12 protein-coding genes are annotated in these 12,825 nt (G+C 64.1%); 10 read left to right on the forward strand and 2 right to left on the reverse strand.

Going from position 1 to position 12,825, the window contains the following annotated elements; translation table 11 throughout:
* The first annotated feature begins 19 nt into the window (after positions 1 to 19).
* Positions 20 to 1,123 carry an IS4 family transposase gene (locus tag UP09_RS33935; protein ID WP_044535962.1) on the forward strand — a complete coding sequence of 368 codons (1,104 nt, stop codon included), beginning with the start codon at positions 20 to 22 and terminating at the stop codon, positions 1,121 to 1,123.
* 220 nt (positions 1,124 to 1,343) lie between these two features.
* Here the strand turns inward: UP09_RS33935 and UP09_RS33940 are convergent, their stop codons facing one another.
* A complete protein-coding gene (locus UP09_RS33940) occupies positions 1,344 to 2,951 on the reverse strand; it encodes an ABC transporter substrate-binding protein (protein WP_044542778.1) in 1,608 nt (535 codons plus the stop codon).
* Positions 2,952 to 3,165: 214 nt separating this feature from the next.
* Between UP09_RS33940 and UP09_RS33945 the strand changes: the two genes are divergently transcribed.
* The 8 genes from UP09_RS33945 to UP09_RS33980 all read left to right on the forward strand — a co-directional run bounded on the left by UP09_RS33945 (position 3,166) and on the right by UP09_RS33980 (position 10,876).
* Positions 3,166 to 4,824, forward strand: a complete 1,659-nt coding sequence (locus UP09_RS33945; protein WP_156164922.1) for an ABC transporter substrate-binding protein — start codon at positions 3,166 to 3,168, stop codon at positions 4,822 to 4,824.
* 201 nt (positions 4,825 to 5,025) lie between these two features.
* Entirely contained in the window at positions 5,026 to 5,979 is a 954-nt protein-coding gene (locus tag UP09_RS33950) for an ABC transporter permease (protein ID WP_044542779.1), read from the forward strand.
* Positions 5,980 to 5,991: 12 nt separating this feature from the next.
* Positions 5,992 to 6,870: an ABC transporter permease gene (locus UP09_RS33955; RefSeq protein WP_502689111.1), complete on the forward strand. Its 879-nt coding sequence runs from the start codon at positions 5,992 to 5,994 to the stop codon at positions 6,868 to 6,870.
* Positions 6,871 to 6,874: 4 nt separating this feature from the next.
* Positions 6,875 to 7,948 (forward strand): ABC transporter ATP-binding protein, encoded by a 1,074-nt coding sequence (locus UP09_RS33960; protein ID WP_044542781.1) that lies wholly within the window; start codon positions 6,875 to 6,877, stop codon positions 7,946 to 7,948.
* On the forward strand, positions 7,945 to 8,142 hold the full coding sequence (locus UP09_RS33965) for a hypothetical protein (protein WP_044542782.1): 198 nt from the start codon (positions 7,945 to 7,947) through the stop codon (positions 8,140 to 8,142). Before UP09_RS33960 ends, UP09_RS33965 begins: the two co-directional genes overlap by 4 nt.
* Positions 8,139 to 9,551, forward strand: coding sequence for an Asp-tRNA(Asn)/Glu-tRNA(Gln) amidotransferase GatCAB subunit A (locus UP09_RS33970; RefSeq protein WP_044542783.1), 1,413 nt, complete (start codon positions 8,139 to 8,141; stop codon positions 9,549 to 9,551). Before UP09_RS33965 ends, UP09_RS33970 begins: the two co-directional genes overlap by 4 nt.
* Complete coding sequence (locus UP09_RS33975) at positions 9,548 to 10,525, forward strand: ABC transporter ATP-binding protein (protein WP_044542784.1); 978 nt, start codon at positions 9,548 to 9,550, stop codon at positions 10,523 to 10,525. Before UP09_RS33970 ends, UP09_RS33975 begins: the two co-directional genes overlap by 4 nt.
* 93 nt (positions 10,526 to 10,618) lie before the next feature.
* Positions 10,619 to 10,876: a GlsB/YeaQ/YmgE family stress response membrane protein gene (locus tag UP09_RS33980; protein ID WP_044542785.1), complete on the forward strand. Its 258-nt coding sequence runs from the start codon at positions 10,619 to 10,621 to the stop codon at positions 10,874 to 10,876.
* A 1-nt stretch (position 10,877) separates the two neighbouring features.
* On the opposite strand, the gene UP09_RS33985 is transcribed toward UP09_RS33980, so the two are convergent.
* The gene (locus tag UP09_RS33985) at positions 10,878 to 11,753 is read right to left on the reverse strand and encodes a LysR substrate-binding domain-containing protein (RefSeq protein ID WP_245302364.1); all 876 of its coding nucleotides are present in this window, start codon (positions 11,751 to 11,753) and stop codon (positions 10,878 to 10,880) included.
* 142 nt (positions 11,754 to 11,895) lie between these two features.
* Here UP09_RS33985 and UP09_RS33990 point away from each other — a divergent pair, with 142 nt between their 5' ends.
* Positions 11,896 to 12,666, forward strand: a complete 771-nt coding sequence (locus UP09_RS33990) for an acyl-CoA thioesterase domain-containing protein (protein ID WP_044542786.1) — start codon at positions 11,896 to 11,898, stop codon at positions 12,664 to 12,666.
* Positions 12,667 to 12,825: the final 159 nt, after the last annotated feature.

Here is a 12,825-nt window from a genome sequence, read left to right on the forward strand (position 1 = left end):
CGTGTGATTCCAAGAAGAGATGAGAAACGAATCGCTTGTGAACGAAGACTGGGCGCGTGTTGTTTCGCGGCTGGGCGGAGCTGAGGCTCTGGAGGCTGGCGCGCGGGAGACGAAGGCGTTTGTTCGCCCGCGCGAGATCAGCAATGCAGTCGATCTGCTGCGGCTGATCCTTGCGTATTGCCTGGGCACGAGAGGTCTGCGGTTGACGGCGGCATGGGCGACTTCGGTGGGCCTTGTCGATATCTCCAACGTGGCTCTGTTATACCGGCTGCGTCAGTCCGGGGATTGGCTTGCACAGCTGATAGGCCGGGCACTTGCGAGCGGTGCGCCGAAGGCAAGCCGCGGTCGACTGATCCGCATCGTTGACGCCACGACGGTCCCAAAAGCTGGAACCGGCGGCAGGCAGAAGAATGCGGTGTGGCGCATCCACAGTGCGTTCGATCTTCCGCAAGAACGTTTTGGTCACTTCGAGCTGACCGACGAACGCGCGGGCGAGACGCTGGACCGGATCCCGCTGATTGCCGGCGAGATCCGTCTTGCCGACCGCGCCTATCTGCAGCCGGAGCGCATGGCGTATCTGGTCGAGGCCGGTGCGGACTTCGTGATCCGCTCGGGCTGGAAGAGCGCTTGTTGGCTGGATCGCAAAGGCAATCTGATCGATCTCGTCGCCGAACTGCGCAAGGCCGCGGCACGCGGCATCATCGACCGGCCGATCTGGGTAAAACGCAAGTCTGGTGGAGCACCGCTTGCTGTGCGTTTGGTTGCCGTCAAGAAACCTGCAGATGCGGCTCAGGCTGCACGGCGCAAGGCACGCAGGACGGCTCAGAAGGGAGGCCATCGTCTCTCCAGGCAAACGCTTGATGCTGCGGATTGGGTGATCCTGGTGACCTCGCTCAAGCCCGAGGACTTCACAACCGCTGATCTGCTTGCCCTTTACCGGCTGCGATGGCGGATCGAACTCGGCTTCAAGCGGCTGAAGAGCCTGATTGGCTTGAAAGGACCTCCAGGAACTGACGAGCGGTCTGCCAGACCCCATATCCTCGCTCACCTGCTGATCATTCTTCTGCTCGAGCCGCTTGTCGACGAACTCGAGGACTCTCCCCGCTTGGCCGAAGCCGCCTAACCAGACCTGCAGCATGGCGCCTGCTCCGTCAGCTCATCGCCTCCCTGCTCCAAGCCATCATTCCCCAGCCCACAATCGCGCGTCTGCGCAGAGCCAGCCTCGCTCTCCAACGACATCTGCGCGAGCCTCCCAGACGTAAACGCCGCTATCAGGCCATGATCAAACTATCTTAGCGCCTATGGGCTTTCGCCGGGACGACGGCGGAGAGGTCCGATAGAGACTACTCCAATCCGATCTGTGTCAGATCCTGGAACCAGTGCTGCGCCTGCACGAATGACTTCACCTTCGGCGACAGCGCATGCGGGTTGGTGTCGTGTACCACCCAGACCAATACGGCGTCGTCGACGATCAGCGCATGTGCCTGTGCGATCAAATCATCCTGTTTTGCGGCATCGAACGTTTGTTTGGCCTCGTTGATCAGCGCGTCGACCTTCGGGTTCTTGTAGCCGCCCCAGTTGACGCCAACCGGTGCAACCTGGTCGGATGCAAAGAACCGCACGATCGCGTAGAGCGGATCCGACGTCACATAGGCGATATTGTTGGCGGTGATGCCGGCGTTCATCTCGTCGGCCGCGCCCTTGCGCCAGTGCGTATATAATGTCTCGAGCTCGACCACCTTGAAGTCGATGTCGATGCCGATCTCCTTGAAGCTCTGCTGCAGGAATTCGTTCATCGGCAGCGACAGCATCTGCCCGGTGCCGCCCTGTGCGATGATGAAGGTCGCCTTCAGCGGCTTGTCCTTCGAATAGCCGGCTTCCTCCACCAGCTTCTTGGCGGCGGCGACGTCGTATTTCAGCTCGAAGGTCGGCTTGCCGAACCAGGGGCTCGACGGGTCGACCTGGCCTTTGGCGGGTTTTGCCAACCCATTCATCAGGCCAACGACGGCGTCGCGGTCGATCGCGAGATTGAGCGCCTTGCGCAGGCGGATGTCGGTCCAGGGCGAGCCCGGCAGCACGCTCAAATGATAATTCCAGACATGCGGCGTGACGTTGTCGACGATCCTCATACCGGCGGCCTTGAGCTGCGGTACGGCGTCGGGCGCCGGCGTCTCGATCAAATCGACCTGGCCGGCCAGCAGCGCGTTGGTGCGGGTCAACGCTTCCGGCATCGGGATCAGGATCACCTTGTCGACTTTTGGAATCCGCTTCTTGTCCCAATAGTCCGGATTCTTCGAAAGCTCCGCGAGCTCGCGCGGCACCAGTTTTGTCAGCTTGAACGGGCCGGTGCCGGAGGGCTGGCTGGCGAACTTGTCCCAGTCCTTACCCAGCTTTTCATATTGCGCGGGGCTGGAGACCAGGAACCAGAGCATCTGGTAAGGGAAGAAGGAGTCGACCGTCTTGGTCGTGATCTCGATGGTCGAGTCGTCAATCTTGGCGTAGCTCGCGACCGAAGGCAGGCGGGTCTTGACCTGCGCGCTCTGCCGCTTGTCGAATTGCGGCGCCTTGTCGTTCAGCACCTTGTCGAGATTCCAGATCACGGCGTCGGCGTTGAAGTCGCTGCCGTCGTGGAATTTCACGCCCTTGCGCAAGGTGAAGCGCCACTTGGTCTTGTCCTTGTCGTCGACCTTCCATTCGGTGGCCAGCCCGGGCACCAGTTTGCCCGGCCGGTCGGCAACGTCCATCTCCCACGCGATCAAGGGATCGTAGATCGTGTAGGCCGTGAACTGATAGGCCCCGGCGCCGCGGTCGGGCTGGCCTGTCGTGAGCGGAATATCGGCCATCGAAATGCCGTAGCGCACAATCGACTCGGCATGCGCCGGCATGGCCGGCCAGCCCGCAGCCATGGCAAGCGCCATTGCCGCCATCAGGATCGAGTTACGCGCACGCATGGAGATGCTCCGTTGATTTGGACTTGGAGCCGAAACTTGCAAGCATGATGCCAGAATAGGCATCTCTGCCCTGTTATGCCCTGAGGTGAGAAGAAATGACGCGGCCTGGGGTTATTTGCCGAGGAACCATTCCCCTTGGCACAGGCATTGCATACGTTTGCCCAAGAAATAGTCATCCAAAACAAGTCATTAAAGTCGAGAAGAGGCTGCTCAGATGCGTAACGAGAAGACCAAAGCGACAGCGACGGCCATGCTGCTGGCGTTCGCGCTGGCCGCGGGCCTGCCGGCGATCGCGAGCGCCGAGACCGTGCTGCGCATCGGCATGACCGCTGCCGACATTCCGCGCACGCTCGGCCAGCCCGACCAGGGTTTTGAAGGCAACCGCTTCACCGGCCTCACGATGTACGATGCGCTGACGATGTGGGACCTGTCGTCGGCGGACAAGGCCAGCGTCATCATCCCGGGCCTCGCCACCGAGTGGAAGGTCGACGATGCCGACAAGACGAAATGGACCTTCAAGCTGCGTTCCGGCGTCACCTTCCATGACGGCTCGGCGTTCAACGCCGATGCTGTGGTCTGGAACGTCGACAAGGTCCTGAAACAGGACGCGCCGCAATTCGACCCGAGCCAGGTCGGCGTCACCGCCTCGCGCATGCCGACGCTGGTGTCCGCCCGCAAGATCGACGACATGACGGTCGAGTTGATCACCAAGGAGCCGGACAGCTTCCTGCCGATCAATCTTTCCAATCTGTTCATGGCGAGCCCGGCGAAGTGGCAGCAATTCTATGACAAGGCCGAAGGCGCCGACGCCAAGGCGAAATCGCAAGGCGCATGGGCGGCGTTCGCCAAGGACGCCTCGGGCACCGGTCCGTGGAAAATGTCGAGCTTTACGCCGCGCGAGCGGCTCGAACTGGTGAAGAACGACAATTACTGGGACAAGGCGCGGGTGCCGAAGGTCGACAAGATGGTGCTCTTGCCGATGCCGGAAGCCAACGCCCGCACTGCGGCGCTGCTGTCGGGGCAGGTCAACTGGATCGAGGCGCCGGCGCCGGATGCGGTTCCCGAGATCAAGCAGCGCGGCTTCGTGCTCTACAGCAATGAGGAGCCGCATGTCTGGCCTTGGCAGTTTTCGCGTGCCGAAGGCTCGCCGTGGAACGATATCCGTGTTCGCAAGGCTGCAAATCTCTGCATCGATCGCGAAGGACTGCGCGACGGCCTGCTCGCGGGCCTGATGGTGCCGGCGACCGGCACGTTCGAGCCCGGCCATCCCTGGCGCGGCAATCCGACCTTCCAGATCAAGTATGACAAGCCGGCCGCGCAGGAGCTGATGCAGGAAGCGGGCTATGGTCCCAACAAGAAGCTGACGGTCAAGATCCAGACCTCCGCGTCGGGGTCGGGCCAGATGCTGCCGCTGCCGATGAACGAATATCTGCAGCAGGCGCTGGCCGAGTGTTACTTCGACGTGCAGCTCGACGTCATCGAGTGGAACACGCTGTTCACCAATTGGCGGCGCGGAGCGAAGGACCCGTCGGCCAACGGCGCGAACGCCACCAATGTCACCTATGCGGCGATGGATCCGTTCTTCGCGCTGGTGCGCTTCCTGCAGTCAAGCATGGCGCCGCCGGTCTCGAACAATTGGGGTTTTATCAACAATCCGAAGTTCGACGAGCTGGTGAAGAAAGCGCGGCAGACCTTCGACCCGGCAGCACGCGACGCGGCGCTTGCCGAGTTGCATGCGGCCTCGGTCGACGATGCGGCCTTCCTGTATGTCGCCCACGACGTCGGGCCGCGCGCGATGAGCCCGAAGATCAAGGGTTTTGTGCAGCCGAAGAGCTGGTTCGTCGACTTTTCGCCGGTCAGGATCGCGCCGTGAGGTGTTGGCGACGTACTCAGTGCACCCTCTCCCCTTGTGGGAGAGGGTGGCTTCGCGATAGCGAAGCCGGGTGAGGGGTTTGTCTCCGCGGATGCCCCTCGCGCGTATGAGATGAACTGAACCCGCGGACAGAACCCCTCATCCGGCGCGCTGTGCGCGCCACCTTCTCCCACGAGGGGAGAAGGAAGACGAAAGCTACTCGTGTTCGCCTATATCGCCAGACGTATCGTCTACGTCATTCCGATCGTGCTCAGCGTGGCGCTGGTGTGCTTCCTGCTGGTGCACATCACGCCCGGCGATCCCTTGGTCGCGGTGCTGCCGGCGGATGCCTCGCAGGAGCTCGCCGCGCAATTGCGCTCGGCGTATGGCTTCGACCGCCCGCTGCCGGTGCAGTTCGGGCTGTGGCTGTGGCGCGCGATCCATGGCGATCTCGGCAATTCGATCGCAACCGGCCGTCCCGTGCTGTCGGAGGTGATGCACGCGGTCAGCAACACCGTGATGCTGGCGATCGCAGCTGCCATCATCGGCTTTACGCTCGGCCTGCTGCTAGGCCTGATCGCGGGTTATTTCCGCGACACCTGGGTCGACAAGGTCGCGACCTCCTTCGCCATCGCGGGCGTCTCGCTGCCGCATTACTGGCTCGGCATGGTGCTGGTCATCATCTTCTCGGTGCAGCTCAACTGGCTGCCCGCGGTCGGCGCCGGGGCCGGCGGCTCCGGCGCCTGGGCATGGGACTGGGAACATCTGCGCTATCTGGTGCTGCCTGCGATCACGACCTCGGTGATCCCGATGGGCATCATCACCCGTACCGTGCGTGCGCTGACCGGCGATATCCTGAGCCAGGACTTCGTCGAGGCGCTGCGCGCCAAGGGCCTGCGCGAGACCGGTGTGTTCCGCCACGTCGTCAAGAACGCCGCGCCCACCGCGCTAGCGGTGATGGGCCTGCAACTTGGGTACATGCTCGGCGGCTCGATCCTGATCGAGACCGTATTTTCCTGGCCCGGCTCAGGCCTGTTGCTCAATTCGGCGATCTTCCAGCGCGACCTGCCGCTGTTGCAGGGCACGATCCTGGTGCTGGCGCTGTTCTTCGTCCTGCTCAATCTCCTGGTCGATATCGCGCAGGCCGCGATCGATCCGCGCATCAAGCGGAGCTAGGCGATGAGCACGATGACAGACACCGCATTGCAGGCCGCACCCGCGACGAAAGCGCGCGGCTACTGGGCGACCGTCGCGCGCCGTATCGCGCGCGACAAAGTCAGCATGGCCTGCGCGATCATCCTGGTGCTGATCTTTGCATCGGCGTTGTTCGCACCCTGGCTTGGCCTCGCCGATCCCTATCAGGGCTCGATGATCCGCCGTCTCCGCCACATCGGCACGCCGGGCTATCCGCTCGGCACCGACGAGCTCGGCCGCGACATGCTGGCGCGACTGATCTATGGCGGGCGGCTGTCGCTGATCATCGGCATTCTGCCGGTGATTCTTGCGTTCGTGATCGGTACCTCGCTCGGCCTCGTCGCCGGCTATGTCGGCGGCAAGCTCAACACTGCGATCATGCGCACCGTGGACGTCTTCTACGCCTTTCCGTCGGTGCTGCTGGCGATCGCGATCTCGGGCGCATTAGGAGCCGGTATCGTCAATTCGATCGTGTCGCTGACCATCGTGTTCGTGCCGCAGATCGCCCGCGTCGCCGAAAGCGTCACCACGGGCGTGCGCAATATGGATTTCGTCGAGGCGGCGCGTGCTTCCGGCGCCGGTCCCTTCACCATCATGCGTGTGCACATGCTGGGCAACGTGCTCGGACCGATCTTTGTCTACGCCACCGGCCTGATCTCGGTCTCGATGATCCTGGCCGCCGGCCTGTCCTTCCTTGGCCTCGGGACAAAACCGCCGGAGCCGGAATGGGGCCTGATGCTCAACACGCTGCGCACCGCGATCTATGTCAATCCGTGGGTCGCAGCACTTCCGGGTGCAATGATCTTCGCGATCTCGATCTGCTTCAATCTCTTGAGCGACGGCATGCGCAGCGCCATGGACATCAGGAACTAGAGCGATGACCGACGCCAATCTGGCAGCCGATATGCTGGAGCCGATCGAAGATGTCGGTGGTGCCGCGCAGCCGCTGCTGCAGGTCACGGGTCTGACCAAGCATTTTCCGGTACGCGGCGGGCTGTTCAGTGCGCGCAAGACCGTGCGCGCCGTAGATAACGTCTCGTTCGTGGTGATGAAGGGCGAAACCGTCGGCATCGTCGGCGAATCCGGCTGCGGCAAGTCGACCACTGCGCGGCTCTTGATGCATCTGATGGCGCGCGATGCCGGTGACATCGTCTATGACGGCATGCAAGTCGGTCAATCGCTCTCCTTGCGCGAACTCCGCCGCGGCATGCAGATGGTGTTCCAGGACAGCTACGCCTCGCTCAACCCGCGCCTCACCATCGAGGAATCGATCGCGTTCGGGCCCAAGGTTCACGGCATGGCCGATGGCAAGGCGCGCGCGTTGGCGCGTGAGCTGCTCGGCAAGGTCGGCCTGCGCCCCGAAAACTTCGCCAACCGCTATCCGCACGAGATTTCCGGCGGCCAGCGTCAGCGCGTCAATATCGCACGCGCGCTGGCGCTGTCGCCGCGGCTCGTGATCCTCGATGAAGCGGTGTCGGCGCTCGACAAGTCGGTCGAGGCGCAGGTGCTCAATCTGCTGGCCGATTTGAAGCGCGAATTCGGGCTGACCTATCTCTTCATCAGCCACGATCTCAACGTCGTTCGCTACATCTCCGATCGCGTGCTGGTGATGTATCTCGGCGAGGTCGTCGAGCTCGGCCCGGTCGACGCCGTATGGGACGCGCCGGCGCATCCCTACACCCGCGCGCTGCTGGCCGCGATGCCGTCATCCGATCCGGACAAGCGCACCGAGGTGCCGCCGATCTCGGGCGATCCGCCCAATCCGATCGATCCGCCGCCGGGCTGCCGGTTTCACACCCGTTGTCCGTTTGCGGAGCCGCTCTGCGCAAACGACACGCCAAAACTCAGCGATCTCGATACAATGGGCCATCAGGCGGCGTGCTACATGGCCATCGCTGGCTCGGGGCACAGCCGCGCGCCGGCAAAAGCAACAGGAGCAAACGCGGCATGACCAGACCCACTGCCAAGGACGTCAGAGCGATCGCGCATGTCGCCGATGTGCCCGCCGACGACGAGGTCGCTACCCGTATCGCCAGTTCGATCGGCCCCGCTTTCGACGGCTTCGCGCCGGTCTCCGGCACGCTGCCCATGGACCTTGAACCCGCGAGCTTCCTGCTGGCGCAGATCGGGAAGGTGTCGAAATGAGCACTGAGCCCGCTTTGATGACGCTGACCGCAGTCGCCAAGGCGATTGCCGAGAAGAAGCTGTCCTCGTACGAGGTAACGCGCGCTGTGCTGCATCGGATTGCGCAATGGCAGCCGCGCCTCAATGCCTATATGGCCGTTGAATCGGAGCAGGCGCTGGCCGCCGCCACCGAGGCCGACACCGCGCTCGCCAAGGGCAACAGCCGTGGCCCGCTGCATGGCGTGCCGATGGCGCACAAGGATATGTATTATGACGCCGGCAAGGTCGTGACCTGCGGTTCGCTGATCCGCCGCGATTTCGTGCCGAAGACCACTGCGACCGCGTTGCAGCGGCTTAAGGACGCCGGACAGGTTCGGCTCGGATCGCTGCAAATGGTCGAGTTCGCCTTTGGTCCGACCGGCCACAATGTGCATTACGGCGCGGTGCATAATCCCTGGAATGTCGATCACATCACCGGTGGCTCGTCGTCGGGCTCGGGCTCGGCGGTCGCCGCGCGCCTGACCTTTGCCGCGCTCGGCTCCGACACCGGCGGATCGATCCGGATGCCCGCGCATTTCTGCGGCGTGACCGGCCTGAAGACCACGGTCGGGCGCGTCAGCCGCGCCGGCGCGATGCCGCTGTCGCAATCGCTCGACACCGTCGGTCCGCTGGCGCAGACGGCGGAAGATTGCGCGCTGCTGCTCGGCCTGATGGCCGGCGCTGACCCCGAGGATCTCACGGCCTCGACGCAGCCGGTGCCGGACTACATGGCGGCAACGAGGGAATCGCTGAAAGGTCTGAAGATCGGCGTGCCCACGGCGTTTTATGTCGACGATCTCGATCCCGAGGTGGCGCGCATCCTCGATGAGACGATCGCGACCCTCAAGAAGGAGGGCGCCGAGATCGTCAAGGTCGAGCTGCCGGATCAGCGCCAGCTCAGCGCAGCCTCGCAGCTGGTGCTCGCCGCCGAGTCGGCGGCCTTCCACAAGCGCTGGATGATCGAGCGCCCGCAGGATTACGGCGCGCAAGTGCTGATGCGGCTGCAGAACGGTCTCGCGATTCCGGCCGTGACCTATCTCGAGGCAATGCGCTGGCGCGGGCCTGCACTCGCCGCCCACAATGCCGCCGTCAGCGGCGTCGACGCGGTGATCGCCCCGGTGGGGCCAATTCCGGCACCGACCATTGCCGAAAGCGATGTCGGCAATGGTCCCGGTTCGGAGGCCGTGATCCAGCGGCTGACGCGGTTCACCCGTCCGGTCAATTATCTCGGCCTGCCGTCACTCGCGATTCCGAGCGGCTTTACCAAGTCTGGACTGCCGGTCGGCATGCAGCTGATCGGCCGCTCCTTCGAGGAAGCCGTGCTGCTGCGGATCGGCGCCGCCTTCCAGCGCGCGACCGACTTCCACGCCCAGGTGCCCAAAGTCGCATGACCGACCTCGTCGCGATCAACAACCTCAACATCCGCTTCACCGGCGATCGCACGGTGCATGCCGTGAACGATCTCAGTCTGTCGCTCGGCGAAGGCGAGGTGTTGGGGCTGCTCGGCGAGTCCGGCTCCGGCAAGAGCGTGACGTTGCGGGCCTTGATGCGGCTGCTGCCGAAGAAGCGGACGCAGATCTCCGGCAGCGTGAAGGTGCTGGGACGGGACGTGCTGGCGATGGACGACGAGGCGCTGTCCGCCTTCCGCGGCCAAACCGTCTCGATGATCTTCCAGGAGCCGGCGCTCGCGCTCGATCCGGTCTACACCATCGGCCGGCAGATCACTGAGACCGTGATGCGCCACGAGGGCAAGAGCGAGCGCGAGGCGACCGCGCGCGCGCTGGAGATGCTCGAAGTGGTGCGGATTCCCTCCGCCAAACGACGGCTGGACTCTTATCCGCACGAGATGTCGGGCGGCATGCGGCAGCGCGCAATGATCGCGCTAGCGCTGGCCTGTAAGCCGAAGATCCTGTTGGCGGACGAGCCGACCACGGCGCTCGACGCCACCGTCCAGATCCAGATCCTGTTGCTGCTGCGCGAGCTGCAGCGCGAATTCGGCATGTCCGTCATCTTCGTGACCCACGACATCGGCGTCGCCATCGAGATCTGTGACCGCGTTGCGGTGATGTATGCCGGCCAGATCGTGGAGCAGGGCGCCTTGCGCGACATCGTGCGCACGCCGGCCCATCCCTACGCGAAGGGGCTGCTGGCCTCGACCATTCATGGCGCCAAGCGCGGCCAGCGGCTGGAGACCATTCCGGGCACGCCGCCCTCGCTTGATCACGCGCCGGTCAGTTGCTCATTCGCACCGCGCTGCAGCGTGGCCGAGCCGCGTTGTAGTGAAGGCTTGCCGCCCAATGCGCAGGTTACGCCCGGCCATTTTGCGCGGTGCATCCTGGCTGAACCGGCAGTGGCTGCTATCTAGAGCTTGCGCGAGATTTCTGTCGTCACCCCACGCAAATACCGCTAGGTTCCACGAGGGCGCGCAAACATCGCGCGCGGGAATCGGGGGACGTCCATGTATCTGTCGGGTGAAGGCATTATCGTCATTCTGTTTGTCGGCCTCGTGGCCGGCTGGCTGGCCAGCAAGGTCGTGCGTGGTGCCGGTCTCGGCATCATCGGCGACATCGTCGTCGGTATCGCCGGCGCGTTCATTTCCACGCTGATTTTCCCGCGGCTCGGCTTCCATCTCGGCGGCGGCCTGGTGTCCGAGATCATCTATTCCGCGATCGGCGCGGTCATCCTGCTGCTGATCGTGCGGCTGGTCCGAAGATAAGTCAGCTCGCGCGAGCGACCGCGTCCGCAATCCAACGCCGCACCGCGGCAATGCGCCGGTCCCGTGCCTGTTCGGTGCGGGATATCAGGTAAATCGTCTCAGTGTGCGCGGCCTCGAATGCAAACGGGGCGACCAGCCTCTTGCCGAAACCTGGCCGGGTCTTGATCAGCGGCGCCATCCCCAGCGCGACGCCGAGCCCGTGCTCGGCTGCCTCGATCACCGCCGGCACGCTGTCGAGCCAAAGATGCCCTCGCGGGACGAGGTGCGGCAGCCCGGCATCCTTGAGCCAGGCCGGCCACGTCCGCGGCTGCGTTGTGACGTGGATCAGCACCTCGCGCGACAGATCCGCAGGGGTCCGCAAGCCGCCCTTGACCAGCGCCGGCACACAGACTGGCAGTCCCCGAACCTCGACCAGCGGCTCGACCTTCAGCCCGGCTGAATGCTCCCGCCCGTAGCGGATCGCGACATCGACACGGGAGCCGTTGAAGTCGGCATATTGATGGGTGGCCTCGATCCGCAACGTCAGTTGGGGATGGCGCCTTTTGAACTCCGGCAACGCCGGCAGCAGCACGGCGCTGGTGAAGAACGGCAGCGAGCTGATCCAGAGTTCGCCGCTGGTCTCACGGCGTTGCCGCAGCATGTCGCGACTGGCTTCCTGCAGCGTCGCGAGCGCCGCCGACACTTTGGCAAGGTAGCGCTCGCCCTCGGCCGTCAATCGCACCGAGCGCGCGCCGCGGACGAAGAGTTTCGTGCCGAACTGCTCCTCCAGCCCGCGGATCTGGTGGCTGATTGCCGACGGGCTTAGCGACAGGTCGCGTGCGGCGCGGCGGAAGCTCAGTTGTGTGGCCGCGCGCTCGAAGGCGAGCAGCGCCGTCAATGGCGGAATGATCCGTGGATCAGAGCCACCTAATGGGTGAATTTGATTCATCTCAAGTGACGAATGGCCTTTTGCCATAGCCGCTATTTCTGGTCCAGATTGCCGAGACGCACAATCTTTCTCATCTCACGGATCGCCACTTTTGGCCATCTTCGAACCGCTTGCCGCGCCCAATCACTGGAAGCCGTCGGCACTGGCGGCAGGGCCGTTCGCCGGCCTGCAGGGCGGTGCGGTCGCAAGCCTCCTGGCCGCGGAGGTCGAGGCGATGGCGGGCGCGCGCAATTGGGGGACCGCAATCTCAGCAGCGGCCTGGTTCCTGCGGCCGACGCCGATGGCGGAGTTGCGCACGCGACTCGCTGTTGTGATCGAGGGCGGCCGCATCAGCGTGGTCGACAACACGCTGTGGCCGGTCGGCGAGGACGAGCCGTGTGCCACGGTGCGCGTGACCCTGGCGCGCGAACGCGCGGTGGAGGTTCCGGGCTTTCGCGAACAGGCGGCTGATGCCATCGATCCGTCGCAGTTTCCACTACGCAGTCCGCACGCCGTCCATGGCCGCAGCTGGTTCATGGATGCGATGGAAGCTCGCGCCGGCGGCGATGCCGCCTGGTTCCGGATGCGTGACAACGTGATCGCGGGTGCCGGTCCGCTGGCGGGGGTGCTGGGGCCCGCCGACTGGACCCATGGCATCGGACGTCCCGTCCAGAATGTGGTGGCGGACCCCAATCCGAACCTGACGGTCCAGCTGCTCAGGCCGCCGCGTGGTGCGTGGGTTGGCATCCGGGCCGAAGCCCGCTGGCGCCCGGAGGCTGGCCTTGGCGTCGGTAGCGGCGTGTTGCTCGACGTGCATGGTGAGATCGGCCGGGTCTCAATGTCGGTCATTCTCGTGCCGTTTTCGAGAAGCGTGCCCGCCTAACGGCCTAGTTCGGTAGCAAACCAGCCATCTTTCCATCAACTCTCTGTGCCATCACAGGAATACAGTCGCGAACCACTTGCGGGCTTAACGCGACTTAAATGGACGATGGGCACAAACGTGGGTACAACGTGGCCATCACGTAACCCTTTTGTAGAGACC

Origin of the sequence: Bradyrhizobium sp. LTSP885 (assembly GCF_000938305.1) — a bacterium.
In the GTDB taxonomy this organism is placed as follows: domain Bacteria; phylum Pseudomonadota; class Alphaproteobacteria; order Rhizobiales; family Xanthobacteraceae; genus Bradyrhizobium.